Source organism: Burkholderia sp. E168m22, from assembly GCF_001319805.1.
Lineage (GTDB): Bacteria > Pseudomonadota > Gammaproteobacteria > Burkholderiales > Burkholderiaceae > Burkholderia > Burkholderia orbicola.
Genome location: NZ_BBSK01000114.1, coordinates 115,966 through 141,180 on the forward strand (window position 1 = coordinate 115,966; position 25,215 = coordinate 141,180).

The window sequence follows — 25,215 nt, forward strand, 5'->3', positions numbered from 1 at the left end:
TGCGTGTAGTGCGCGGCGCCCCTGTGCGCCGCTTCCGTTTGCAATCCGCTTCGCCTACCGCTCTTCGAGTTCCAGCATCGCCGCAAGCGCCTTCGTCAACGCGCTGACCATCGGGTCGGCCGTCGGCCGGTGCAGGATCGCGATGTCCATGTGCTCGATCGGCGCGAAGCCCTGCTTCGCGGTCAGCACCACGTGCTCGTCGGTCACCACGCGCGCGGGCAGCACGCTGATGCCGAGCCCGTCCGCGACGGCCGCCTGGATGCCGCTCAGGCTCGACGTCGTGAAGCTGATCCGCCAGCGGCGGCCGCGCTCCTCGATTGCCTTGATCATGTCGTCGCGATAGAGCCCGCGCGGCGGGAACACGACGATCGGCACCGGGTCGAGATTGATCGACGGATGCTTCGCGCTGTCGATCCAGCGCAGCTTCTCCGGCCAGCGCACGACCGCCTCGCGGCTGTCGCGCCGCTGCTTGATCAGCACGAGGTCGAGTTCGCCGCGATCGTACGCGGCGCTGATGTCGCGGCTCAGCCCGCACGTCACTTCGAGCTTCACCTGCGGATGCTCGCGCTTGAACGCCGCGAGCGCATGCGTCGTGCGGCCCGCGGCGAAATCGTCGGGTACGCCGAGCCGGATCGTCAGCGCGACCGTCGCACCCGACAGCGCCTCCAGCATCTCGTCGTTCAGCGCGAGCATGCGTCGCGCATAGCTGAGCACCGTCACGCCCGCGTCGGTCGGCCGCACGTCGCGCGCGCCGCGATCGAGCAGGCGGTGGCCGGCGATTTCCTCGAGCCGGCGCACCTTCTGGCTGACCGTCGACTGTGTCGAATGCAGGCGCGCGGAAGCGGTCGTGAAACTGCCGCAATCGGCGACCATCACGAGCGCGCGCAGCAGGTCGATGTCGAACAGGGGTCTATTCATTTCTGCACTTCTGTGGATTCGGGCATTTCATTTTCAAATGCGTGCGATGACTTTTAACATGGCCGGACATCGCGGGCAATCGCGGTTTCGCCGGACTTGGGAGTGGTGTTTGGCGGGATTTTGAGGCGCCAGACGACATCCAATGGATGACGCTCGCGCACAGCGCCGATCTGCGCAGCCCGATCCGCTATCGCTGCACCGCGTGGATTCCGGCGGCCGAACGCGGTCGTGCTCGACGACGCGGCGAACGGGACGTGCGGATCGAACGGCGTGACGCCGCTGCCGCCCGCGCGACGGCGGGTATGGGGCGAACGAGCGGGCTGGTGGCGGGGCGCAGTAGGTTTAGCGGCGGCGCGATTTGGGTTCCGGCGTGCCGCCGGGGAGTTTTCGCAGGAATGCGTCGGCGAGTTCAACACAATAGTCGAACGACGGCGTGTAGCCGAGTGTCCGGATGTCGTCGAAGCGCGGTTGAACGAAGGCACGATGCTCGTTGAGCAGACGCAGAAACGTGTCGCGATGCCGAACGAGGAACGCACCGGCGTCCATCAGGCTTTCCGGCTCCCGCTCGATGACCAGGCACAGATCGAACAGGTCCCGGGCGGTCGGACGATCGCCGCGGTGCCACATTTTCTTGGCGACGATTTCCGCGGAAGTCTCGACCTTGACGACGCGATCCATCAGCATCCATTCGTCGTAGCCGGGAGACGTCAGATTCCGGGAGACCACGAAGTCGATTTCGCCGTCGGGCAGCATCAGCTTCACGAACCCGGCGTGTTCCTCATAATTCGGCGTGATGTCGGACGCGGCATCGCTGATGCGAGGGTTCACGTACCCGAGATACTGCGGATCGGGTACGAAGATGTCGACGTCCTTGCTGACGCGATGGCCGTGGCGCAGCATGAGGACGGTGCCTCCGCCAAATGTCCAGAACGGACTCGACGTGCCGTGCTTCCGTATCTCTTCGATCAGTGTCAGTGCGTGGCGAAAAAGACCCTGCCACGGGCCGTCGGGCAAAGTGGATGGTACGGTCATGCCCATACTTCCCGATACAGATGAAGGTCCTTCGACCAAGCGGCAAGATTTTTCCAGATAGTCCGAAGCGGGGTGCCCGAGCGCTCGGCGGCTTCCTCGGCCGCCTTCACCACGACAGGCAGCGGCACTTCGTCGAGGATGACGGAGAACTGTGATTCGTACCCCTCCGGAATTCGTCCCGTGGTCAACGCATCGGCCAGCAGTCGTTCGGTCAGTTCACCCTTGTAGCTGACGTTCGCGCTCACGACGGCTTTGTAAAGACCGTTTTGAGCCTGTCGCGGCAGTGCCAGAAGTTCAATGCCGAGCACACTGAGCAACGGGATGAGCTTGTTGATACCGAGATCCTTGACCTTGCCGGATTCGAGCTGGTTGACGGTAAGGCGAGACAACCCGGCGAGCTTGGCAAGTTGCGCCTGCGTGAGGTCGAGTTCGGCCCGCCGTTTTGCGACGGCCTGTCCGATTTCATAGAGTTGCATGGCGACCTCCCGACGAAGGTTGGGTGCTCTTCAATGTAAGCTATATCTTACATCTTGAAGCGCGATATTGGTGTTGAAAAATTCCATCGCAGTATAGGTCGCATTGCCGGTAGGTTCGATGGAACTGCGGGAAACTCATCGCCGTGGTGACCGGTGTAGATCACTTCCTCTCGTTAACATTCGGAAAGCGCATTCTGTGTCAGGTATGGATCGCGCGGGGTAAACACCCGAAAATTCCTGGAAAATCTCACAATTGAGCATCGCCTCGCCTCTCGGTTTCGATCTTCTCTCAATCCGCCGCCCCTCCCGTATTTCCCCGCTTGCGCTCAAAAATCAAGCAGTCTAGACTGCATCGCAGTTTCATCGAAGTCCGTCGTCTTTCACGCCCCGCGCCGCCCCCCCGTCGCGACGCCCCACCGGACGCCGGCATCGCCCGCCGCGTCGAGACTTTCAAGGACCCGCCATGAACCGCACCGCAAAGCTCTTCGCCACCGCGCTGGCGTTCGCGCCGCTCGTGTCGTTCGCGCAGGATACGGCGACGATCCGCTGGGGTATCGACCCCACCTATCCGCCGTTCGAGGCGAAGCAGCCCGACGGCTCGCTCGCCGGCTTCGACATCGACCTGCGCAATGCGATCTGCGAGCAGCTGCATGCGAAGTGCGTGTGGGTCGAGCAGGGCTTCGACGGGATGATCCCGGCGCTGCGCGCGCGCAAGTTCGACGTGATCATGTCGGCGATGACGGCCACCGACGAGCGGCTCAAGCAGATCGACTTCTCGAACAAGCTGTATGCGTCGCCGGGCGCGCTCGTCGCGCCGGTCGGCTCGAAGCTGCTGCCGAGCGCCGCGTCGCTCGCCGGCAAGCGCATCGGGATCGACCAGGGCACGACGCAGGAGGCGTACGCGAAGGCCGAATGGGCGACCAAGGGCGTGACGATCGTCTCCTACCAGAATCAGGACCAGGTGTACCAGGATCTCGTCAACGGCCGCCTCGACGCGACCTTCCAGGACAAGACGCAGGCCGGCTACTCGTTCCTGAAGACGCCACGCGGCAAGGGCTACGCGTTCGCGGGCCCGGACGTGACCGACGCGCGGATCACCGGCTACGGCGTCGCGATGGGCATACGCAAGGGCGACGCCGACATGAAGAAGCGGCTGAACGACGCGATCGTCGCGATTCGCGCGAACGGCACGTACCAGAAGATTGCCGCGAAATACTTCGACTTCGACATCTACGGCGCGAAGCAGCAACTGACTTCGGCGCCGTGACCCCGTGACTCATTCGATCGACAGGCACACCATGACGAGTATCCAGGAGCGCGTCGCGCAAGCCGTGACGCCCGAACTGATCGCCGCGTTCCGCGAGGAAGGCGCGGTCTGCATCAAGGGCATTTTTTCGCCTGACGAAGTGGCCGCGCTGCGGGCCGGCATCGACGCGAACCTCGCGCAACCGAGCGAACGCGCGAAAGTCGCGAGCCGGCCCGACGATCCGGGCTGGTTCTTCGAGGATTTCTGCAACTGGCAGCACAACGACGCGTATCGCGATTTCATCGTGCGCTCGCCGGCGCCGTCAGTCGCCGCCGCGCTGATGGGCACCGACCACGTGCGGCTGCATCATGATCACCTGCTCGTGAAGAAGCCCGGCACGCGGCAGCGCACGCCGTGGCATCAGGACCAGCCGTACTACGACATCGAAGGCGACGACAACGTCAGCATGTGGATTCCGGTCGATCCGGTGCCGCTCGAATCGACGCTGGAATTCGTCGCGGGCTCGCATCGCGGGCCGTGGCTGATGCCGCGCACGTTCATGGACAAGGAGGCGAAGTGGTTTCCGGAAGGCAGCCTCGCCGACCTGCCCGACATCGAAGCCGACCGCGCGGCCTTCCCGATTCGCCGCTGGGCGCTCGAACCCGGCGACATGGTGTGCTTCCGGATGCTCACGCTGCATGCGTCGGGCGGCACGCAGAACCGCCGCCGTGCGTTCTCGATCCGCTTCGTCGGCGATGATATCCGTCACGCGCCGCGCCGCTGGAAAACGTCGCCCGATTTCCCCGGGCTCGCGGCGCAACTGGCCGACGGCGCACCGCTCGATCATCCACTGTTTCCGGTGGTGTGGTCGCGCGACGCGGGGCAGGTCGGCGCGATCTGAGCAGCGCAGGTAACGAATACGGCGGCCGTTTCATGACGAAACGGCCGCCGTGCGTTGAGGGGCTTGCGACGAACGATCAGGTCGGGTGGCGCCCCGCGCCTGGCTTGAAGCGCGAACCGAGCCGGTAGCGGTTGCCCGGATGCAGGAAGTGCACGAACGTGACGGGCAGCCCGTCCGTCCATGTGCGGCGCGTGAGCGTCAGGCACGGCTCGTCGGCGCGCATGTCGAGCAGCCGCGCCTGCTCGCTGGTGGGCAGCGACGCGTCGACGACGTGCTCGATTTCAAGTTCGTAGTGCGACACGTTGTTGTACAGGTACTCGGACGGCGGCTCGGTCTGGAAATCCTGGTCGATGAAGCCGGGCGCGGCGGCCGGGTTCACGTAGCGATCCTCGAGCTGAATCGGGCGGCCGTTTTCCTCGTGCACGCACACCACGTGAAAGACCGGCGTGTTGACCGGCAGGCCGAACGCGGCCGCGACGTCGAACGACGCGGGTTCGCTCGACTGGCTCAGCACGCGGCAGCGATATTCGTGCCCGCGCGCGCGGATTTCGTCGCGGATGTGCGCGATCATCAGCAGGTTCGACTGCGGCTTCACCTCGGCGACGAAGGTGCCGACGCCTGCGGTGCGCTTGAGCACGCCTTCCTCGGTCAGCTCACGCAGCGCGCGGTTGACCGTCATGCGTGCGACGCCGAACTGCGCGGCGAGATCGAGCTCGGACGGAATGCGGTCGCCGGGGCGCCAGTCGCCGGACTCGACGTTCTGACGGACGAGCGTCTTGATCTGCTGGAACGGTGCGGTGGCCTTGGTGACCATCGGAAGATCCTTGCGCGAAAAAGTGACGAGAAGTGACGAGGCTAGTCGTCGTGGCTGACGATGACCAGGATCTCCGCCTGCGCGGTGCCGAGGCTGCGCGTGCGGTGCGGGATCAGTGCGTTGAAATAGACTGAATCGCCGGCCTTGAGTTGCACCGTCTCGTTCGGAAATTCGATTTCGATGCGTCCCTTGTGTACGAACAGGAATTCCTCGCCCTCGTGCTCGCGGAACGTCGATGCGACGAATTCGTGCGGCGGATGCACGACGAACGGCAGCATTTTCTTCGGCGCGACGCCCGCTGCGATGCTTTCGAAGCGATGCGCGTGGCTGTCGGCCGCCGCCCCCATTGCCGTGCGCTCGCCGGCGCGCGTGACCGTGATCAGTTCGCGGTTGCGGCTTTCCGAGAACAGTTGCTCGACGTCGACGTTCAGCGCCTTCGACAGCTTCAGCGCGACCGCGATCGACGGCACGCTCAGGCCGCGCTCGACCTTCGACAGGTAGCTCTTGGTGAGGCCGGTCTCGTCGGCCAGCACGTCGAGCGTCCAGCCCTTCTGTTTTCTGAGCAGCTTCAGGCGAATCGTCATGGGGCGCCAGGTGTCCTTCGAAAAACCGATTGTAACGCATGACACAAAGTGTCATTCGGTGTATCGTGTGTCATTCGTGATCGGGGAAACGGCCGCGGACGGCGCGGCAGACCCGGTTCATTCAGGAGGCGAACATGGCGGAAACGCTGAATTTGACGAAGGAAGCGCTGGTCGCGCTGGCAGAGCGGCGTCTGGAAAACGAGGTGGGGGACAGCGGCTGGTCCGCGCGACAAAAGCTTGCGCTGACCTGCCGGATTTTGTTCGACGCCGGCCACGACTCGGGCCTGGCCGGGCAGATCACCTGCCGCGCGGACGCGGCCGGCACGTACTACACGCAGCGGCTCGGGCTCGGCTTCGACGAGATCTTGGCCGCGAACCTGCTGCGCGTCAACGAGGATCTCGACGTCGTCGACGGCGATGGCATTCCGAACCCGGCCAACCGGTTCCATACGTGGATTTATCGCGAACGCCCGGACGTGAACTGCATCATCCATACGCATCCCGCGCATGTCGCGGCGCTGTCGATGCTCGAACAGCCGCTCGTCGTGTCGCATATGGATACCTGCCCGCTGTACGACGATTGTGCGTTCCTGAAGGACTGGCCGGGCGTGCCGGTCGGCAACGAGGAGGGCGAGATCATCTCGAAGGCGCTCGGCAGCAAGCGCGCGATTCTGCTGTCGCATCACGGTCAGCTCGTGGTCGGCAAGACGATCGAGGAGGCGTGCATTCTCGCGCTGTTGATCGAACGCGCCGCGAAGCTTCAACTGCTCGCGATGTCGGCCGGCGAGATCAAACCGGTGCCTCCGGCGTTGGCGCGTGAGGCGCACGACTGGATCTCGAAGCCCAAGCGCGATGCGGTGACGTTCGACTACTACGCGCGCCGCGCATTGCATACGCATCAGGATTGCGTCGCGTAAGCGAGTGCACCGTTCCGATCTTTTTAGTCAATCATTGAGGAATACCAATCGTGTCCATCCTGTTGAAAGGCATCATTGCCTACCCGGTCACGCCGTTCTCCGCCGACGGCGACGTCGACCTGACAGCGCTCGATGCGCTGATCGAACGCCTGATCGCCGACGGCGTTCACGCGATCGCGCCGCTGGGCAGTACCGGCGAAAGCGCCTACCTGTCCGACGCCGAATGGGAGGCCGTCGCTACCGCGTCGATTCGCGCGGTGCGCCGGCGCGTGCCGACCGTCGTCGGAATTTCCGATCTCACCACGGCGGGCGCGGTGCGCCGCGCCCGCTTTGCCGAGCAGGCCGGCGCCGATGCGGTGATGGTGCTGCCGGTGTCGTACTGGAAGCTCGGCAACGACGAGATCGTCGCGCACTACCGTGCGATCGGCGACGCGATCGGCATCCCGATCATGCTGTACAACAACCCGGCGACGAGCGGCGTCGACATGTCGCCCGAGCTGATCGCGACGATCTGCCAGACCGTCGACAACGTGACGATGGTGAAGGAAAGCACCGGCGACATCGGCCGGATACACCGGCTCGCGCAATTGAGCGACGGCACGATCCCGTTCTACAACGGCAGCAATCCGATGGCGCTCGCCGCGCTGGCCGCCGGCGCGGCCGGATGGTGCACGGCCGCGCCGAACCTGAATGCCGCGTTGCCGCTCGCGTTGTTCGACGCGATGTGCGCGGGCGACCTCGCGCGCGCCCGATCGGTCTTTCACGCGCAGTTGCCGTTGCTGCAGTTCATCGTCAACGGCGGGTTGCCGGTGACCGTGAAGGCCGGGCTGAGGCTGCGCGGCTTCGACGCCGGCGAACCGCGGCGACCGCTGCTGCCGCTCGGCGACGCACGCACACGAGAACTCGAGCGCCTGCTCGCGGCGCTGCCGGACGGTGTGGCGGCATGAGCGCCGACGCACGGCTGGCGATCGCGGTCGCCATCGGCGCGGTGCGGATCGGCGTGAGCCGGCCGCTCGCCGGCACACCGCACGCGAGCGCGATCGACAAGCAGCCGGTGGACGCACGCCTGTGGCTGGGCGCGCTCGGCTTTGCCGGCGACCAGCAGGCCGATGCGCGGCATCACGGCGGCCCCGACAAGGCCGTTCATCATTATGCGCATGATCACTATCCGTGGTGGACCGGGCAGATCGGCGCGCGCGACGTGCTCGCCCGGCCGGGTGCGTTCGGCGAGAACCTGTCGACGCGCGGCATCACCGAGCACGACGTGTGTCTCGGCGACGTGTTCACGCTGGGCGGCGCGGTGCTCCGGGTGTCGCAGTCGCGGCAGCCGTGCTGGAAGCTCAACGCGCGTTTCGATCATCCGCGGATGGCGGCGCTCGTGCAGCACAGCGGCCGGACCGGCTGGTACTACCGCGTGCTGCAGGAAGGCTGGGTGGCGGCGGGCGATGTGCTGGCGCTGCACGAGCGCCGCTACCCGGAATGGCCGCTGTCGACGGTGCTCGACGTGCTGTATCGACGCACGCTCGACATGGCCGCGCTCGATGCGCTGTGCGACGTGCCGCTGCTGCCGCCCGGCTGGCGCAAGATGCTCGAAAAACGCCGGACCGGGCGGCAGGTCGAAGACTGGACGAAGCGGCTCGAAGGATGACGGGCCGCGTCCGGCGCTTACTTCGTCGGCAGGTTGCGCACGTCGGCCGTCGGCTCGGTACCGAACACATCGCTCAGCGCATAGCCGATCAGTTGCCGGGCGGTCGCCTCGGGCGTGGCGAGCGCGCCGCTCGACTTCAACTGGTCGAATTTCTCGCGCATCGGGAAGTTGTCTTCGCCGGTCGCGCGGATCGTGGCCTGCATGCCCGTATCGACGACGCCCGGTGCGACGCTGCAGATCCGCAGCGCGCCGTTCGCGTCGAGCGCGACCGCGCGCGCATGATGATCGAGCGCGGCCTTGGTCGCGCAGTAGATGCTCCAGCCGGCATACGCATTGCGGGCCGCACCGCTCGACAGGTGCACGATCCGGCATTCGGTCGCGGCCGAGGCGGCTTGCGCGAGCGCGGCCGACAGCATCAGCGGTGCGGCGACGTTCAGGCCGACCGCGCGGGCGACGATCGCCGGGTCCTGCGCGGCGAGCGGGCCGATCGGGTCGACGATGCCCGCGTTGTTGAACAGCAGCACGAGTGACGCGCCGTCGACGAAGCGGCGCAGCGTGTCGCCGGCCAGCCAGCTCGCAATGGTCTTCGAGTCCGACAGGTCGAGTTCGACCTCGGTAAAGCGCTCGCCGGCCTGTGACGCGAGCGACGGATGACGGCTGCGCGACACGCCGAGCACGGCGATGCCTTCCTGCAGGAGTTGTTCGGCGAGCGCCGCGCCGACGCCGCGGGTGTGTCCGGTGACGATGGCGCGCACGGGTGCGGAAGAGGATGCAGTCATGGTGGTGAACGGGTGAGGGGGTGAGCGGGTTTGACGAGCGGTGCGCACGCACGGCGGCAGCGCATTCAACGCGGGTGATGCGTGGTATCGGCGTGCGAAAGCGGTCGTGTGCGGCGCCGCTGATATCGGGATGAACGTCTATCGTAGCGCCGGCATGCGCATCGCGCAAACGCCCGGCGCGCGCGAAGGATGAAGCTGCGGTGCCGCGCACGCGCATCGCAGCGATGCGCCGCACGCTATCGCGCGCGCCGCTACGTCGGACGAAAACCCGCTGCGGCAAGTCCGCATGCTGCTGCGCCAAGCGGCGCCGGGCCGTGCGTCGCGAGCTATCATATGGCTCGCCCGTGCGCGATGCCGTACGGGCCGCGATCGTTTCCCTTCACCTGCTGCACGCTGCGACGCCACTCATGAACACCACGCCGGATACGCCCACGCCCCGCGCCCTTCGCGAACTCACGCCTCTCGAGGCCCGCATTCTCGGCGTGCTCGTCGAGAAACAACACACGGTGCCGGATACCTACCCGCTGTCGCTGAACGCGCTGACCGCGGGCTGCAACCAGAAAACCGCGCGCGCGCCGGTGATGAACGTCAGCGAGGACGAAGTCACGACCGCGCTCGACGAGCTGAAGCGCCTGAGCCTCGTGATGGAGGGCAGCAGCAGCCGCGTGCCGCGTTTCGAGCACAACATGAACCGCGTGCTCGGCATCCCGAGCCAGGCGATCGCGCTGCTGACGATCCTGCTGCTGCGCGGCCCGCAGACGGCCGCCGAGCTGCGCCTGAACAGCGCACGCCTGCACGGCTTCGCGGACATCTCGTCGGTCGAGGCGTTCCTGGACGAACTCGCGGCGCGCGCGCAGCCGCTCGTCGTCCGGCTGCCGCGTGCGCCGGGTGCGCGCGAGAACCGCTGGATGCACCTGATGTGCGGCGACGTGAACATGGCCGACTTCGCGAGCGCGGATGCCGGCGGCGGCGCGGATTCGGTGCCGCCTTCCGAATTCGAGGCGCTAAAGGCCGAACAGAAGCGCCTCGCGGACGAAGTGGCGCGACTCAATGCGCTGGTTCAACGGATGGCGAGCGAACTCGGCATCGACGTCGACGCACCGGGCGACGCGTCCTGATCGCTTCCTGATGCAATGGCAGCGGTGCGCGCGGACCGCCGCGTCACTTCAGCTCGACGCCGGGGACGAGGTACCACGCACGCGCTTCGGATCAACCGGCGCATCACGGCGGCAACCGAATGGTTTTCATGACGGTGCGTGAGCGATGAAGACGCATATCAACCGACACTGATCCGCGTTGCGCCCGCATCGACGAGCCGGAACAGCAGATCCTCGACGGCCGTCTCCGGCGCGGAACCGAGATCCGCGTGGATGCGCCAGCCCTGTTCCGTGCGAACCGGTTCCGACAGGTAGTGAACGATGCCGTGCAGTCCGTCTTCGGCCGGCGTGTTCTCGTCGTCCGCGTCGAACCACGCGAGGAACCACGTCTTGAACGCGTCGTTCGCGGTGCTTTCGTCGAGACCGTCGGCCTCGACCGCCGCCCAGTCCCACACGAACGGCTGGATCGACACGGCTGCCGTTTCGAGTTCGAATGCGAACGGCTCGAAATCCAGCTGCGTGGCCGAATCGACCATCGCGGGCTGGCCGGCCGCCTCGCCTTCGGTCGCGATCGTGTCGGCGCGGCACGGCAACGCGAGCGGGCCTTCGGTGGCCAGCGTGCCGTCGGCCTGCCGGTAGGCCGGCTCGACGACGACGGCCGATTGCGTGGTGGCTTTCGCGAGCAGGTCGACATAGGGTTGGCGGATGGCGCGGAGCAGTTCGGAGACGGTCATCGTGGCGTGTCGGTTGGGCAGGAAACGATCGGTCACAGGCAAGCGGTGTGCGGAGCGACCAGCGTCGCACGACGGGCCGCTTCGGTACCGGACAACGGTGATCCTACGGTACTCCCCTCCAACGCGAACACTCGGCCGAACGGCCGGGCCGCCGACCTCGCGTGGCAACCGGTTTAGACGTTTACCTTCAAACAAGCGAAAACGCATCTCGAACGCATTCTCGTTGTGCTTCAATAAATCAGATTTGCAGTCCTACTAAATTACAGAATCGGAAAAAACCGGATCATTCATTTACAGGAGACAGTCGATGGCACCGAAACGCTGTTGAAGCGGCAATCGCGATGGTCTGCAACACCGCCGAATTTCCTTCGATGCAAGCAGGTTATCCCAGGGGCCTCCACCCATGTCCTCCAGACGTTTCATGATTGTCGCGGCTGCGGCCGCGGTGTCAGCCATACTTGCCGTCACGACACCGCCGGCCAGCGCCGCGGCGCCAGCCGTCTCCGATCCGTTCTACACGTACACCGGCTCCACGCCGTTGGCATCGGTTCCACCGGGCACCGTGATCAAGACGCGTAACGTCACCTATCACGTGGCCGGCATTCCGACCGCGGTGACCGCGCAGCAATTGCTGTATCGCACCAGCAACGCGCTGAACCAGCCGGTCGTCAACGTGACCTCCGTGATCCGCAGCCCGGTCAGCAACGGCCACGCGATCTCGTACCAGTCGGCCTACGATTCGCTGAACCCGTACGACGAGCCGTCGCAGGTGATCGCCGGCGATCGCGACGTGACCAAGGTCATCAACGTCGGCACGTTGCTGTACAGCGCGGAATCGATTCCGCTGTCGACGCTGCTGCTGCTCGGCTACAACATCATCGTGCCCGATACCGAGGGCCAGACGGCCGATTTCGCGGCCGGCCCCGAATACGGGATGACGACGCTCGATTCGATTCGCGCCGCGCTCAATACGCCGTCGACCGGGCTGAATCCGTCGAGCAAGGTCGCGATGATCGGCTATTCCGGCGGCGCGATCGCGACGAACTGGGCCGCGCAACTCGCGCCGAGCTACGCGCCCGACGTCAACCGGCAGCTCGTCGGCGCGGCGGAGGGCGGCGTGCTGGTCGACCCGGCGCACAACCTGCGTTATGTCGACGGCAGCATCGTGTGGGGCGGCGTGGCCGCGGCCGCGCTGGCCGGCCTGTCGCGCGGCTATGGCTTCGACCTGACGCCGTACCTCAGCGAGACGGGCGTGGCCGTGTTCAAGGATATCCAGAACCAGTCGCTCGCCTACATCCTGCCGAAGTACACGGGCCTGCGCTGGGGCACGCTGTTCAAGCCGCAATACGCGAACGACATCAACAGCATTCCGGTGTACGTCACCTATGCGAACAAGGTGAATGCGGGGCTGGCCGCGTCGCCGACGATCCCGATGTTCATCGGCCAGGGTACTGCGGGCGCGCTGGACGGCACCTTCGGCAGCCAGGTGGGCGACGGCGTGATGCTGGCGTACGACGTGCGCGCGCTGGCGCAGAAGTTTTGCGCCAGCGGCACGGCGGTCACGTACACCGAATATCCGCTCGAACACGCGGGCGCGATCGTGCCGTGGGTGGCCGGCATGCTGCCGTGGCTCTACGATCGCTTCAACGGCAAGGCCGCGCCGAACAATTGCTGGCTGACGTCGCTGCTGCCGAGCAACTCGCTCGCGCCCGAGACGCGGCACTAGTCATGCCGCGCAATGCGGCAAACGGTCGGGCGACCCCTTTGCGGGTCGCCTTTTTTTGCGTCGTTTCGACGTCGATCGCGTGACTGCGGCGGCCGTCGTCCGCATTCCCCCGCCGTAACCCGCCGCGACCTTCTCCGGGTGCCATAATCGAGCCTGCCCATCATTCCAGACAGACGTCCCCCGGAGAATCACCATGCAGAACCTCGACAATCCTTCCCATGATCGCGAGGTAGGCAGCGCCGACGCGACGCAGGACACCACACGCATCGACGACGTCCGCATCGGCGCCGTGCGTCCGCTGATTTCGCCCGCGCTGCTGCTCGACGAGCTGCCGGTGCCGGCCGCGACGCAGACGCTCGTCGAGGATACGCGTCGCGCGATCGGCGACATCCTGCACGGCCGCGACGACCGGCTGCTGCTCGTCGTCGGCCCGTGCTCGATCCACGATCACGACCAGGCGCTCGATTACGCACGGCGCCTGAAGGTCGCAGCCGACGCGCTGAAGGACGACCTGCTGATCACGATGCGCGTGTACTTCGAGAAGCCGCGTACGACGGTCGGCTGGAAGGGGTACATCAACGATCCGCGCCTCGACGGTAGCTTCCGCATCAACGAAGGGCTGCGCGCCGCGCGGCAATTGCTGCTCGACATCAACGCGCTCGGCCTGCCGGCATCGACCGAATTCCTCGACCTGCTGAGCCCGCAGTACATCGCCGACCTGATCGCGTGGGGCGCGATCGGCGCGCGCACGACCGAGAGCCAGAGCCACCGCCAGCTTGCGTCGGGGTTGAGCTGCCCGATCGGCTTCAAGAACGGTACCGACGGTGGCGTGCAGGTCGCGTCGGACGCAATCGTCGCCGCGGCGGCGAGCCATGCGTTCATGGGGATGACGAAGATGGGGATGGCCGCGATCTTCGAGACGCGCGGCAACGACGATGCGCACGTGATCCTGCGCGGCGGCAAGAACGGCCCGAACTACGATGCCGAGCACGTCGAGGCGAGTTGCGCGGTGCTGCGCAAGGCCGGGTTGCGCGAGCAGGTGATGGTCGACTGCTCGCATGCGAACTCGAACAAGTCGCACGAGCGGCAGATCGAGGTGGCGCAGGATCTCGCGCGGCAGTTGGGGCAGGGCGAGCACCGGATCGTCGGCGTGATGGTGGAAAGCCATCTCGAAGCGGGCCGGCAGGATCTGAAGCCGGGCGTGCCGCTGAAGTACGGCGTGTCGATTACCGACGCGTGCCTGAGCTGGACGCAGACGGAGCCGGTGCTCGACGTGCTGGCGGAGGCGGTGCGGCATCGCAGGGTGTATTCGCGCAATGCGTGATGCCGCGTGGCGGCGCGGCGACCGCCGCGTCGTTCGATGCGCCACGAAGTTCGGGTGCCCATCTATGGGGTTGCCCTGATCGACAGGCCGCGGCACCATTGTTCCGCGCCGCGCGCCCCATCCGTCTGCACGATCATTGATCCTGATCCTGCTCGCGCCGCCAGCCCCATTGCACCTTGAACGCACGATCCGGCGAATGCCGCTACCATGAAAGACGTGTTGCACGCTGCGGCCCGGCCATGCCGGTCCGCCACGCACACATGTCATGGCGGCGCGGCCGCCGCCACGCGACGGATGAAGCGCGGGGCGGCCATCGCGGGGCGTTCACCGATCGGCCGTCGCGTCCCGCCGCTTCGTCCCGGAATCAACAACAACCGAACCGGAGTGCAACACATATGAAGTTCTACAAGACCCTCATCGCAGCAACCGTCCTCGCCTCGAGCGTCAGCGCGCACGCGCAGATCGCGGGCGCTCAGCCGATCAGCGTGACCGTCGAGCAATCGCAGGCGCTGCTCGAAGGCTGGAGCGTGAAGAAGAGCGTGCTCGGCAAGACCGTGTACAACGACGAGAACCAGAAAGTCGGCAAGGTGCGCGACCTGATCGTCGCGCCGGACGGCTCGGTGTCCGCCGCGATCGTGTCGGCCGGCGGTTTCCTCGGCGTGGCCGCGCACGACGTCGCGGTGCCGATCGCGTCGCTCGACGTGCGCAACGGCAACATCTATCTGCCGGGTGCGACCAAGGAAGCGCTGAAGGCCACGCCGGCGTTCCAGTACGCGAAGGTGCCGTCGCCGCCGAAGCCGAAGAAGGTCGACGAAAAGCACTGATTCGTCGTATCGATGCGGCGCCCGTTGCGCGATGCGGCGGGCGCCGCATTTTCATTTTCGCTCAGCGCTTCGACGTTTCGTCTGCCGGCGCCAGCGCCACGACGTGGCTGATCCCCTCGTGCGCCATCTTCGTATACGGGCTGAAACGCTCCGTATTGCGGACGAGTTCTTCCGCCACCGCGCGCTCGACGCCCGGCAGGCGCACCCGAATGTTCGCGTTCAGCATGAACAGCCCGTCCACCGGATCGCGGCAGAAGTCGATCGATGCGGACACCGATGCGCCGGCGATCGACACGCCCGCCCGTGCAGCCAGCAGGCTCAGCGCACCGTGAAAGCATGCCGCATAGCTGGCCGCGAACAGTTGCTCCGGGTTGAGGCCGTCGCCGGAGCCGCCGAGTGCCGGCGGCAGGCGCAGCTCGACATCGAGCCGCCCGTCGTCGGAACGCGCGACGCCCGATGCGCGGCCGTGCTCGGCCGCACCGCCCGTGACGGTCACCGTCGTCGAGTACAGCGTTTGCGGTTCTCGTCCGCGATACCGGTCGAGCAGCGATAGCGGCGGCGGGCGCAGCGGCGTCATGGTGTGCGATCCGGCTGCAGCGTTCAGCGCGCGAGCGCGTTCTGCCGGCACCACGCGTCGAAGGTCGTCGCGCCGAGACGTGCACCGGGCGCCGGCACGAGCGTGTCGTCCTGCAGCACCGCGCCGAAGTAGTCGGCGCTGGCGTCGCGCGTCACCGTGCGCGCGTCGTGCGTCGCCGACAGGAAACGCTCGACCAGATCGGCGATCCGCACGCGCTCGGGGCCGCCGATTTCGGCGATGCCGTTGCGCGGCGCGTCGAGCGCGAAATCGGTCACCGCGGCTGCGACGTCGTCCGATGCGATCGGCTGGAAGTGCGCGGTGGTCAATCGGACCGTGTCGCCTTGTGCGCCCGCCTGCGCGATCGCCCCGACGAATTCGAAGAACTGCGTCGAGCGCACGATCGTGTACGGCACGCCCGCTTCACGGATCAGATTCTCCTGGATGATCTTGCCGCGGAAATACGCGCTCTGCTGCAGCCGGTCGGTGCCGACCACCGACAACGCGACGTGATGCCGCACGCCGGCCGTGCGCTCCGCAGCGAACAGGTTGCGCCCCGACGCCTCGAAGAACGCCTTCACGGCCGCTTCCTCGAACGACGGCGAATTCGCGAGATCGACCACGACCTCCGCGCCGGCGAGCGCGTCGTCGAGCCCCGCACCCGTGATCGTATCGACGCCGGTCGACGGCGCGGCCGCCATCGCGTCGTGGCCGCGGGCGATCAGGTTCCTGACGACTTTGCTGCCGATGAGGCCGGTACCACCAATCACGACGATTTTCACGATTGCTCTCCTTGAACGGGCGCGCGACATGCGCGCCGCTTGAACCTGCCGAAACCAGGACCCCTCGCATTCGCGCGATTGCGCCGGCCCTTTGCCGAACCGCGCAGTGCCGTATGCGCGTGCCTGTCGAACAGCCCGCATCGTAGGCATGCGCCGCGCGATCCGGTAGAGGCCGGCAAGCCCTCATCATGTTGCCGTGCATGCATCAATCGATCGTCTCCAGCGGCGCGATCGTCGTCATCGTCGTCAGGCACTGCAGGTCGCGCGCACGCGTCTGCTCGATCATGTAGTCGATGAACACGCGGATGCGCGTGGGCAGGTGCTTGCGGCTCAGGTAGCAGAGATAGTGGCCGCCGTCGTCCGGCGCGTGCTGGCCGAGACAGCTCACCAGCCGGCCGTCGGCGAGCAGGTCGCACACCTGGTACGCGGGCAATTGCGCGATGCCGAGCCCGTCGAGCGCCGCGCGCACGACGAGATCGATGTCGTTGAACGTGTGATGCGCGGCGAGCTGGCGCTGCTGCGTCACCCCGTCGATCCTGAATTCCCATTCCGTCACGCGGCCCGACGCGGTGCACAGGTTGATGCAGCGATGCCGCGCGAGTTCGTCGACGTGGCGCGGCAAGCCGTGCCGGTGCGCGTACGACGGCGACGCGCAGACGATCATCTGCATCGGAATCAGCCGGCGCGCGACGATCGCGCTGTCCTCCATGCGGCCGTCGCGAAACGCGACGTCGATGCGGTCGGCCGAGAAATCGGCCGGGCGGTCGTTCAGCAGCAGGTCGAGCGTGATGTCCGGATACTGCGCATGGAAATCGCGCAGCAGCGGCGCGATGACCTTGCGGCCGAAGCCCGGGGTCGAGCCGACGCGCAGGTGTCCGCTCGGCGGCCCGCTGCGCAGCTCGCGCATGTCCTCGAGCGCCTGCGCCAGATGCTCGATGCCGGGCCGGCAGTTTTCGTAGAAGAGCTCGCCTTCGCGCGTCAGCGACATGCTGCGCGTGGTGCGCTGGAACAGGCGTGCGTCGAGCCGGTCCTCGAGCCGTTGCACGTGGCGGCTGACCGACGAGCGGCCGACGCCGAGGCGATCGGCGGCGCGCGCGAAGCTGCCTTCGGTGACGACGGCGAGGAACGTGACCACGCCGGCATAGCAGGTCGAGAAGCTGCGCGCGAACGGGTCGTCGGCATCGGGGCGGCGGATGGAAGTGTCGGGCATGGAGGCGCTGGAATCGTGGTGTCCGTATGCGACTAGACGTTTCAGCGCTGCCGCCTGTGACACCGCCCGCCGCATTTTTGCAAAAAGGGTGCGGCGGGGTGCGAGCCGGCTATTTTTCCGGCACGAGCACGGGCGCGCCCTGGTCCTTCAACAGCAGCACGATGAACTTCGCGGGCCGGGTGCGGCTCGCGTTGCGTCCGACCGTGTGCAGGTCGTTCGGGCCCTCGTAGAAGGTCTGGCCCGGTGTCAGCGTGACGGGCTCGCCGCCCTTCACCTGCATCACGATCGACCCTTCGACGACATAGACGAACGCGTCGGCGTGGTGGCGGTGCACCGGGTCGACCGCGCCGGGCGGATACTCGACGGAGATCATCTGCGCTTCCTTGCCCGGGTATGCGTCGAGCGGCTTCGTCATCAGCGGCGTGACGATGGCCGACGGCGCCGCGCGAACGGCGCCGGTCGCGGCGCCCGCGACGACGAGCGCGGACGCGATCACGTGTTTCATGCGAATCATGGTGGTGGCTTCCGGTGAGCTGCCGGCCAACGGCCGGCAGCGAGAGAGGGCGGTGGCCGGCCGTCAGGCGAGATTGGCCTTGTCGAGGCCGAACGCCTTGTCGGACGAGCCCGGCACGGTCCGGAACGCGACATTCGCGCGGTTCCAGCCGTTGATCGCCATCACTTCGAACGTCAGGTCCGACAATTCCTTCTCGGAGAGCTGGCCGCGCACGCGGTCGTAGAGGTCGTCCGGCACGCCGTGCGCGGGCAGCGTCGTCAGCGCTTCCGTCCAGGCCAACGCGGCCCGCTCGCGCGGCGAGAAGAGCGTCGATTCGCGCCACGTCGCCAGATGATGCAGGCGCAGCTCGCGCTCGCCGTGGATGCGTGCCTCCTTCACGTGCATGTCGACGCAGAACGCGCAGCCGTTGATCTGGGATGCCCGGAGGGACACGAGATCCCGGATCGATTCCTCGATCGCGCTGCTGCGCAGCAGGTTGCTGAGCTCGAGGAATTTCCTGAACAACTCGGGTGACTGTTGAATGTAGTTGATACGCTGCGTCATGATTTCTCCTGGCGACGAAGAGGCTGGCCCGCGCTGCGCGGGTGTCGTGGGCGGCAGGGCGCCGCGCGAAATCATCTTAGGAGGGTGTGCTGGTGCGCGGTAGCCACGCACGGGGACGCATCGTGTTGCGCGCGCTGCACCAATCGGCGCTCGGCGACGGGCGCGGCCGGCTCCGGCGCGCGCGCCGCATGCGTCAGCCGGCGGTGCAGGCGGCCGCGATCCGCGCGAGCTTGTCGGGGTTGCGCTGCACGAGAATCCGGCCGATGCGCGTGCCGTCGGTCTCGAACGACATCGCCGCTTCGAGTTGCCCGTCGATGAAGCGCAGCATCGCCCACTGGCCGTTCAGCACGACCGGCCGCATCTCGACACCGCTGCCGCAGCGCAACCACGTCGCATAGAACAGTTGAGCGATGCGCCGGCCGCCGACCATCGGTTTCGGGAAGCTCTGGACATGGCCGCCGCCGTCGCCGATCAGCATCGCGTCTTCGGCGAGCAGCGCCTGGATCGACGGGAAGTCGCCGTGTGCGAGTGCATGCGTGAACGTCTGCAGCAGCCGGCGATGCGTTTCGTGCGGCACCGCGTGCCGCGGCTGCGTATCGTCGCGCAGCCGCGCGCGGGCCCGGCTGACGAGCTGGCGGCACGCGGCTTCGCTCTTGCCGATCGCGTCGGCGATCCGGTCGTAGTCGAACTCGAAGATTTCATGCAGCAGGAACGCCGCGCGCGCTTCCGGCGTCAGCCGTTCGAGCAACAGCAGGTACGCGACCGACACGTCGTTCGCGCGCTCCGTCATTTCCTCGGGCGTCGCCGGCGATTCGCCGAGTTCCGGCTCGGGCAGCCAGATACCCGTGTAGTGCTCGCGCCGGAGCTTCGCCGCGCGCAGGCGATCGATCGACGTGCGCGTCGTGACCGCGACGAGCCACGCCTCGGCGTTCTCGATGTCGTCGCGCGCCGCGTCGTGCCAGCGCAGCCACACGTCCTGCACGATGTCCTCGGCATCCGCGACGGAGCCGAGCATCCGGTATGCGATCTTCTGCAGGCGCGGGCGCAGCGCGTGGAAGGTTCGTGCGTCGTCGGTCGTCACGGCCACACTCCGCTGAACCCGAACGTCACGGGGCCGCTCAGGAACACGCTGCCGGCGCCGTCCCATTGAACGATGACGTCGCCGCCGTCGCAGGTCACCCGCACGGTATCGTCGAGCAGCCCGCACCGGATGCCGTTGACCGCCGCGCCGCACGAACACGAGCCGGAGCCGAGCGGCACGCCGCCGCCGCGTTCCCAGATACGTAGACGGATATGCGATCGATCGATGACCTGAACGAAATGCACGTTGGTCTTCAGCGGAAACAGCGGATGCGTTTCGATGGTTGGGCCGAGCGCTTCGATGTCGATCGTGCCGACATCGTCGACGAAGAACGTGCAATGCGGATTGCCCATGCTGCATGCGGCCGGCGCACCGGGCAGCGGCAGCGCGAGCGTGTCGATGGCTTCCGAGAGCGGCACGTCCTGCCAGCCGAGCCGCGGCGCGCCCATGTCGACCTTGATCAGCCCGTCCGCATCCTGCGAACAGTGCAGGCGCCCGCGATTCGTGCGCAGCACGACCGATGTCGCACCGGTTTCCCGCATCAGCTTCCACGCGACGCCGCGCGTCGCGCTGCCGCAGGTATCGAGCGTCGAGCCGTCGGGATTCCAGAACGCGACGCGCGCGGCCGCGTCGTTGCCGTCCGAGATCACCGCGAGCTGGTTGAAGCCGATGCCGCGATGCCGATCGCCCATGCGCCGCACGAGGTCGCCGTCGACGGGATGCGCGCGATCGTGTTCGTGACCGCGCAGGTCGACGATGACGAAGTCATCGCCATTCGCGTTCATCTTCAGAAATGCGATCGGCATGGGGGTTCCGGAATGGAGGCAGGCAAATACTGTACGTGGCTCGCCGGTCGCGGGCAATCGTCGCCCGACCGTTGGTTTGCATAAATTTGTATCTACGACACCCCCGCCAATAGGGCGTCTCCGGGATCCCGGGAACAAATTCACGAGGAGAAAATTTGCATAAAATTGTATCTCATCCCAGCATTTTGGTGATTTTGTAACTAATCCCGTGCATGCGTTTTTGATGTACTAGCCTTCTTTCGGACAGGTGTTGTCAGGACGGCGCTCAGATGAGTTGAGCGTGTCGCTCCGATGGCGAGGAGGGCGGGATGTCAGTTGAAGACTCCGAAGAACTGCCAGTGTTTTCGCAGCGGATAGTGCGAGGACGGGCCCATGACACTTCAAAGTGGGTGACGCCCGACGTAGGTACGATGACTGACTCTCGACAAGCGCTTTATTTCGCGAGGAAGAAGGCGGTTGAGCTGTACCTGGCCGGGGAATCACCCGAGTCGATCAAGAAAGCAACATCGCTTAGCGCGAAGCAGGCCTATCGGCTGATCAACGAGCGTTGCCTCGAGACTCATGAGGATGGCCGAGAGTTTGGATGGCGGGGTTTGATGCCGTACGTGCGAATGCGCCCGTACCATCGAATCAAACGGATCCACGTAGATGTCTATGGTGGCGGTGCGGCCGGTGCAATGCAGGGTATTCTCGACGCTCATCCGGAACTGAGGAAAAGTTTCGACGCCAGGATTTTGACTATCCCGCGCACGAACAAGCTTGCCGAGATAAAGCGCGCGAAGACTCGTCATCACAACTGGTTTCTTGATCAGCTTCGAGCGCTTGGTTACGAGATACGCGACGAATGGCCCTTTAACACTGTCAGTCTCGGTTATTACTCGATCAGGCGCTACGTCGAGAAAGTCCTGCTGGCGAACCCCAAAGTAATGGCGCATGAGGCAGGGGGGCCGGATATGGTCAAAAAACTAGCAACGGGCGATGGGACTAACCGCCCAGTTTCCCGGTTTATGCAGCGAGTAGAGATGGACGCGCATAAAATCGACGGGCGGTTCTGTGTGCTCCTGCCGCAGATCGGGGGCGGCTTTGTTGAGAAAATGGTCCATCGGCTCTGGGTGGTTGTCTTGCTCGAAGTTGTTTCTCGAGCGGTCATTGGGTACTACTTCAGTCTAAGACGGGAAGTGTCGACCGACGACGTCCTTCGAGCGATCAAGGCATCGCTGAACCCCTGGACGCCGCGGCAAGTGACATTTAGTGAGGATGCTTATATACCTGGCGCAGGGCTATTGTCGGTGCTCGGCCCGGACTATGTTGGTTTATGCTGGGACGAGACAAGCGTAGATGGCGCACTTGCAGAGACATGTCAGCATGTTCGCCGATCTCTGGAAGATGTCGTTCGATCCAAACTACTTGACCCATCAAGCTCGTTTTCGAAGCGACGTAGCAAAGATGATCGACCTTTCATCGAGACGTTCAATCGCCATTTGGCAGGACGTGGATTTCAGCGACTATCCAACACGACTGGCGCCAAGCCGCAAGATAAGAAAGGTCGCAATCCGGACGCCGTGGCGTTGACGAGCCGCTTCCAATACGAGTATGCAGAAGAAATTCTCGACATCCTGATCGCAAACTACAACAGCACGCCTCATCGGAGTATCGGATACCGCACCCCTCTGGAGTATGCAGCGTTCCTCTATCGCCATTCATCTTCGGTGTTGCGACATGTGGAACCTGAGATGGTCAACTCGATGTTCAGTGTTCGGAAGCTTTGTACGGTGCGGGGTGGAGCCAGCACTGGGCGACGACCGTACGTCGAATTCTTCAACGCCACGTATTCGAACGAGATCCTGGGCATTCGGCATGATCTAGCTGGGTCGAAGATATGGGTGATCGCACATAGAGAGAACGATGCTCGCATCGCAATGGGTGCCGAGATCAACGGTACTTCGTTGGGGATACTGCGAGCAGCGCCTCCGTGGAATGGATTGCCACACAGCTTGGCTGTACGTACGGCGATTTGCCAGGCAAACAGGAGCGGGAAGTTTCGCGCTTCTCCGGGGATGGATCCGGTCGAGGCGTTCGTGCATTTCTCAGAAGCGCAGCCTAAAGGAAAACTACCGGTTCATCCTGCCTACCTGGAGGCCCGTCGCATCCTGACGGCTGCCGCGGCAGGATCGGTTGGAGACACGATGCTTGATGGCGCACTGAAACGCGCAGAGGAGGCGTCAGATGGCGAGAAGATTGAAACGCGTACCTCAAAAGATCGCTCATCCAGCGCTAAGCGACGGGACACTCCCTTACCTTTGCCGCCCCGTCGGATCGCCTCAACGAGGTCGTGATGACATTCTCGCTCCCAGCACATATTGACCCACGGCACTGTATCGTCACGCAGCAGTATGCGGTCTATACGCCACCCATGAACGAAATGATTTCCCAGATTGGTGATTGGATCGATCAGCAGTGCCCGGGCGCATATTTGCGAGGTGCGTCACGGCTGGGGAAGTCAAAGTGCGTCAAGTACTTCCTGTCTCAGGTGCTACGCGAGCGCTTCGAGATCGAGCTGCCGCTGGTTGTATGGATTCGCCCGCCTGATAGCCATCTGAGTGAGGCAGGTTTTTGGCACATGTTGCTGCTGGCGTCTCGATTCGTACTGGTCAATGCGGCGAAGCCGCCGCCGCGTGCGGAGGGGCGCTATCTATGTCTGCAACGGTTCATCGCAATTGCCGAGTGGGCGCGTCGAAACTATGTGATCCTGCTAATCGACGAAGCGCAGGGCATGACATTGCGCGAGTGGCAGTGGTTGATGGGACTACAGAACGATCTGGATAACAAAGGGTATCTGCTGAGTGTCATTTCGATAGGGTCTCATCAACTGAACTACAAGTATGACTACTTCGCCGGAACCGGAAATGCTCACGTTTCTGCGCGATTCATGGCGTCTCATGCTCAATTCCACGGCCTCCGTACGAAGGACGAACTGGACTATGTGTTGAATGGCTACGACATTGATTCTCGTTGGCCTGAAGACAGTGAGATATCTTTCCTCGAGTACTTCGCACCCGAGTGCTTCGGCCGTGGCCGGCGGTTGGCCGAATGTGGCGCTGATATCTGGACGGCTCTTCAGGAACTATCCCCCGACAACGCGAGGCGATTTGGTGAATTTCCCATGCAACATATTGCTCGAACCATCGAGGCGACGCTCTACGAATTGGCACGTGGTGGCGAGTGGGAGGAAGTCACGTCGTATGAAAACTGGCTGAAGCGGTTGGCCAGAACGAATTTCTCAGACCATATGCGTATTATTTGTCCGCCATCTTAATATGGATTATCCAGAATTCAATTGGTGGAAAGGATGCCTGAGGCCGTACGAGTCCAAGATCAGCATTTTTTTGCGATTTTGCGAACTCAATCATGTCAATTTCCGAAAGGGCATCGATGTTTTGGCATGGCGTCCAGATCGTCCGTCTGAGTCGCCGGACGAGGAAATCGAACGGCTGGCTGCCACGCTCGGCGAGCCTGAGTCAACAGTATCTACTGTAATTCGACTTGGCCTCGGCCTGAATCAATGCGGTACCTATGGACTCGATGTTGGGGACGGAAACGAATTCACTATACGTTTCTGTCCTGAATGCGCCGAACTTGGCTACCACAGTGTGTTTCACGAAGTGGTATGGCTGGCATCGTGCCCTTTTCATGCATCTCAGTTGCAGGTTGTTCATCCCCCGCGTCACTACGGTACGATTTTAGAGGGGCGCATCGCTGCACTGCGGAACGTGATGCGCACGCATTGCGCCAAATGGCCTCTCGTCGGAAATGGGCCCACGGACGAGGGATTGGGCGAGGTGCCGAGTCGCATCTTAGGGTGGATCGGCGATGTAACGGAAGCGGCGGCTCAATATTCGAAGAAAGATATATTTATATATCATACAAGCCAAATATTTGAGTGTGCTCCCTATGCTCAGAAGCTTGGGCAACTTTATTCTATTTGTCCGCCTGCTGATTCCGTAAAGCCATATTTGCAATCAGTCAATGTGGAGTGGGAGTCTGAGCGTCAAGTGTTTGATGACCGTATTAAGCATGTCGTCGATGATAAGCGGTTGAATTATTTGTTTCGGACGATGTTTGATTTCTTCGTGCAGACAGGAGATCTGGTACCTAATCCGCCGCCATTTGTGGCTCTCTATAAACGTCTCGTCGCACCGCTCCGAGAGCGCCATGCTACTTGCCGTTGTCGTTGGTTCGGGATGCCCATTGGAGGTGACGGAATTTTTTGGCAGGAATGTGATCCTGACGCAACCAAATATCATGACGTACGTTGCCCGTATGAAGTCGCGCTCGACGAACTGGATGTTCGTTGGGGACAGTGGACAACGGTACTGAAGGGGCGCCAGGCAGGGCAAGAGCTGGGGAGGCTGATCTGTATTGTGCAGGACCTGCTTGAATGTGATTTTGTTCGACTGGTCAAGGAGCACGACCCTTGGGCCGAACCAAACTTCAATCGCTTGCAGGACACATTCGCGAAGTACGCTTGGAATCTTGACGATTCGACACTCGATCTGCTCAACACGGCCACCGAGTGGCAACTGAGCATGGAGGTGGAGGCGGTGACAGCTTGGCTGGAGCACATTGACGACTCGCATCGTCCCGACCCGTGGACACTTCCATCTCAATGTGTGCGCATACAGCGC

26 protein-coding genes and 1 pseudogene are annotated in these 25,215 nt (G+C 64.3%); 13 read left to right on the plus strand and 14 right to left on the minus strand.

Going from position 1 to position 25,215, the window contains the following annotated elements:
* Positions 1 to 54: 54 nt before the first annotated feature.
* Positions 55 to 918: a LysR family transcriptional regulator gene (locus AP428_RS27485; RefSeq protein WP_011548819.1), complete on the minus strand. Its 864-nt coding sequence runs from the start codon at positions 916 to 918 to the stop codon at positions 55 to 57.
* A 143-nt stretch (positions 919 to 1,061) separates the two neighbouring features.
* Here AP428_RS27485 and AP428_RS37555 point away from each other — a divergent pair.
* Positions 1,062 to 1,145, plus strand: a pseudogene (locus AP428_RS37555) (ankyrin repeat domain-containing protein); the annotation flags it as partial.
* 115 nt (positions 1,146 to 1,260) lie between these two features.
* Here the strand turns inward: AP428_RS37555 and AP428_RS27490 are convergent.
* Together AP428_RS27490 and AP428_RS27495 are read right to left on the minus strand one after the other, a co-directional pair.
* Positions 1,261 to 1,950: a nucleotidyl transferase AbiEii/AbiGii toxin family protein gene (locus AP428_RS27490; protein ID WP_011548820.1), complete on the minus strand. Its 690-nt coding sequence runs from the start codon at positions 1,948 to 1,950 to the stop codon at positions 1,261 to 1,263.
* On the minus strand, positions 1,947 to 2,426 hold the full coding sequence (locus AP428_RS27495; protein ID WP_011548821.1) for a helix-turn-helix domain-containing protein: 480 nt from the start codon (positions 2,424 to 2,426) through the stop codon (positions 1,947 to 1,949). Before AP428_RS27495 ends, AP428_RS27490 begins: the two co-directional genes overlap by 4 nt.
* A gap of 463 nt (positions 2,427 to 2,889) precedes the next feature.
* Here AP428_RS27495 and AP428_RS27500 point away from each other — a divergent pair, with 463 nt between their 5' ends.
* Both AP428_RS27500 and AP428_RS27505 read left to right on the plus strand, forming a co-directional pair.
* The gene (locus tag AP428_RS27500; protein ID WP_011548822.1) at positions 2,890 to 3,693 is read left to right on the plus strand and encodes an ABC transporter substrate-binding protein; all 804 of its coding nucleotides are present in this window, start codon (positions 2,890 to 2,892) and stop codon (positions 3,691 to 3,693) included.
* Between the two features lie 31 nt (positions 3,694 to 3,724).
* Entirely contained in the window at positions 3,725 to 4,573 is an 849-nt protein-coding gene (locus AP428_RS27505) for a phytanoyl-CoA dioxygenase family protein (RefSeq protein ID WP_011548823.1), read from the plus strand.
* Between the two features lie 76 nt (positions 4,574 to 4,649).
* On the opposite strand, the gene hutC is transcribed toward AP428_RS27505, so the two are convergent.
* A complete protein-coding gene (gene hutC, locus AP428_RS27510; protein WP_006480260.1) occupies positions 4,650 to 5,387 on the minus strand; it encodes a histidine utilization repressor in 738 nt (245 codons plus the stop codon).
* Between the two features lie 41 nt (positions 5,388 to 5,428).
* Positions 5,429 to 5,971 (minus strand): helix-turn-helix domain-containing protein, encoded by a 543-nt coding sequence (locus AP428_RS27515; protein ID WP_011548824.1) that lies wholly within the window; start codon positions 5,969 to 5,971, stop codon positions 5,429 to 5,431.
* 134 nt (positions 5,972 to 6,105) lie between these two features.
* Between AP428_RS27515 and AP428_RS27520 the strand changes: the two genes are divergently transcribed.
* From AP428_RS27520 to AP428_RS27530, 3 genes are read left to right on the plus strand one after another with little or no spacing between them, the layout of a single operon-like run.
* The gene (locus AP428_RS27520; protein WP_011548825.1) at positions 6,106 to 6,888 is read left to right on the plus strand and encodes an aldolase; all 783 of its coding nucleotides are present in this window, start codon (positions 6,106 to 6,108) and stop codon (positions 6,886 to 6,888) included.
* A 50-nt stretch (positions 6,889 to 6,938) separates the two neighbouring features.
* Complete coding sequence (locus AP428_RS27525; protein WP_011548826.1) at positions 6,939 to 7,835, plus strand: dihydrodipicolinate synthase family protein; 897 nt, start codon at positions 6,939 to 6,941, stop codon at positions 7,833 to 7,835.
* Positions 7,832 to 8,536: an MOSC domain-containing protein gene (locus tag AP428_RS27530; RefSeq protein WP_011548827.1), complete on the plus strand. Its 705-nt coding sequence runs from the start codon at positions 7,832 to 7,834 to the stop codon at positions 8,534 to 8,536. Before AP428_RS27525 ends, AP428_RS27530 begins: the two co-directional genes overlap by 4 nt.
* Before the next feature lie 17 nt (positions 8,537 to 8,553).
* Here the strand turns inward: AP428_RS27530 and AP428_RS27535 are convergent, their stop codons facing one another.
* Positions 8,554 to 9,315 (minus strand): SDR family oxidoreductase, encoded by a 762-nt coding sequence (locus tag AP428_RS27535; protein WP_011548828.1) that lies wholly within the window; start codon positions 9,313 to 9,315, stop codon positions 8,554 to 8,556.
* A 407-nt stretch (positions 9,316 to 9,722) separates the two neighbouring features.
* Here AP428_RS27535 and AP428_RS27540 point away from each other — a divergent pair, with 407 nt between their 5' ends.
* The gene (locus AP428_RS27540) at positions 9,723 to 10,433 is read left to right on the plus strand and encodes a YceH family protein (protein ID WP_041489653.1); all 711 of its coding nucleotides are present in this window, start codon (positions 9,723 to 9,725) and stop codon (positions 10,431 to 10,433) included.
* A 158-nt stretch (positions 10,434 to 10,591) separates the two neighbouring features.
* Here the strand turns inward: AP428_RS27540 and AP428_RS27545 are convergent, their stop codons facing one another.
* On the minus strand, positions 10,592 to 11,146 hold the full coding sequence (locus tag AP428_RS27545; protein ID WP_041489449.1) for a hypothetical protein: 555 nt from the start codon (positions 11,144 to 11,146) through the stop codon (positions 10,592 to 10,594).
* A gap of 403 nt (positions 11,147 to 11,549) precedes the next feature.
* On the opposite strand from AP428_RS27545, the gene AP428_RS27550 reads away from it, so the two are divergent.
* From AP428_RS27550 to AP428_RS27560, 3 genes are all read left to right on the plus strand, one after another.
* Positions 11,550 to 12,872, plus strand: a complete 1,323-nt coding sequence (locus tag AP428_RS27550) for a lipase family protein (protein ID WP_011548831.1) — start codon at positions 11,550 to 11,552, stop codon at positions 12,870 to 12,872.
* Positions 12,873 to 13,065: 193 nt separating this feature from the next.
* Positions 13,066 to 14,196 (plus strand): 3-deoxy-7-phosphoheptulonate synthase, encoded by a 1,131-nt coding sequence (locus AP428_RS27555; RefSeq protein WP_011694899.1) that lies wholly within the window; start codon positions 13,066 to 13,068, stop codon positions 14,194 to 14,196.
* A gap of 395 nt (positions 14,197 to 14,591) precedes the next feature.
* The gene (locus AP428_RS27560) at positions 14,592 to 15,020 is read left to right on the plus strand and encodes a PRC-barrel domain-containing protein (protein WP_006480270.1); all 429 of its coding nucleotides are present in this window, start codon (positions 14,592 to 14,594) and stop codon (positions 15,018 to 15,020) included.
* Positions 15,021 to 15,081: 61 nt separating this feature from the next.
* Here the strand turns inward: AP428_RS27560 and AP428_RS27565 are convergent, their stop codons facing one another.
* The 7 genes from AP428_RS27565 to dapF all read right to left on the minus strand — a co-directional run bounded on the left by AP428_RS27565 (position 15,082) and on the right by dapF (position 20,530).
* A complete protein-coding gene (locus tag AP428_RS27565; protein ID WP_011548833.1) occupies positions 15,082 to 15,597 on the minus strand; it encodes an Ohr family peroxiredoxin in 516 nt (171 codons plus the stop codon).
* A 23-nt stretch (positions 15,598 to 15,620) separates the two neighbouring features.
* Entirely contained in the window at positions 15,621 to 16,376 is a 756-nt protein-coding gene (locus AP428_RS27570) for an SDR family oxidoreductase (protein ID WP_011548834.1), read from the minus strand.
* A 205-nt stretch (positions 16,377 to 16,581) separates the two neighbouring features.
* Positions 16,582 to 17,586, minus strand: a complete 1,005-nt coding sequence (locus AP428_RS27575; RefSeq protein ID WP_041489450.1) for a LysR family transcriptional regulator — start codon at positions 17,584 to 17,586, stop codon at positions 16,582 to 16,584.
* A gap of 109 nt (positions 17,587 to 17,695) precedes the next feature.
* The gene (locus AP428_RS27580; protein ID WP_041489451.1) at positions 17,696 to 18,100 is read right to left on the minus strand and encodes a cupin domain-containing protein; all 405 of its coding nucleotides are present in this window, start codon (positions 18,098 to 18,100) and stop codon (positions 17,696 to 17,698) included.
* A 63-nt stretch (positions 18,101 to 18,163) separates the two neighbouring features.
* Positions 18,164 to 18,643 carry a carboxymuconolactone decarboxylase family protein gene (locus AP428_RS27585; RefSeq protein ID WP_011548837.1) on the minus strand — a complete coding sequence of 160 codons (480 nt, stop codon included), beginning with the start codon at positions 18,641 to 18,643 and terminating at the stop codon, positions 18,164 to 18,166.
* A 193-nt stretch (positions 18,644 to 18,836) separates the two neighbouring features.
* The gene (locus AP428_RS27590; RefSeq protein WP_011548838.1) at positions 18,837 to 19,724 is read right to left on the minus strand and encodes an RNA polymerase sigma-70 factor; all 888 of its coding nucleotides are present in this window, start codon (positions 19,722 to 19,724) and stop codon (positions 18,837 to 18,839) included.
* Positions 19,721 to 20,530, minus strand: coding sequence for a diaminopimelate epimerase (gene dapF / locus AP428_RS27595; RefSeq protein WP_011548839.1), 810 nt, complete (start codon positions 20,528 to 20,530; stop codon positions 19,721 to 19,723). The genes AP428_RS27590 and dapF overlap by 4 nt, the downstream gene beginning before the upstream one ends.
* 308 nt (positions 20,531 to 20,838) lie before the next feature.
* Here dapF and AP428_RS36070 point away from each other — a divergent pair, with 308 nt between their 5' ends.
* The 3 genes from AP428_RS36070 to AP428_RS36075 all read left to right on the plus strand — a co-directional run.
* Positions 20,839 to 22,866 (plus strand): hypothetical protein, encoded by a 2,028-nt coding sequence (locus AP428_RS36070; RefSeq protein ID WP_011548840.1) that lies wholly within the window; start codon positions 20,839 to 20,841, stop codon positions 22,864 to 22,866.
* A complete protein-coding gene (locus tag AP428_RS27605) occupies positions 22,866 to 23,846 on the plus strand; it encodes an ATP-binding protein (protein WP_011548841.1) in 981 nt (326 codons plus the stop codon). Before AP428_RS36070 ends, AP428_RS27605 begins: the two co-directional genes overlap by 1 nt.
* Position 23,847: 1 nt before the next feature.
* The coding region (locus AP428_RS36075) for a hypothetical protein (RefSeq protein ID WP_082409435.1) at positions 23,848 to 25,215 on the plus strand (1,368 nt) is incomplete at its 3' end.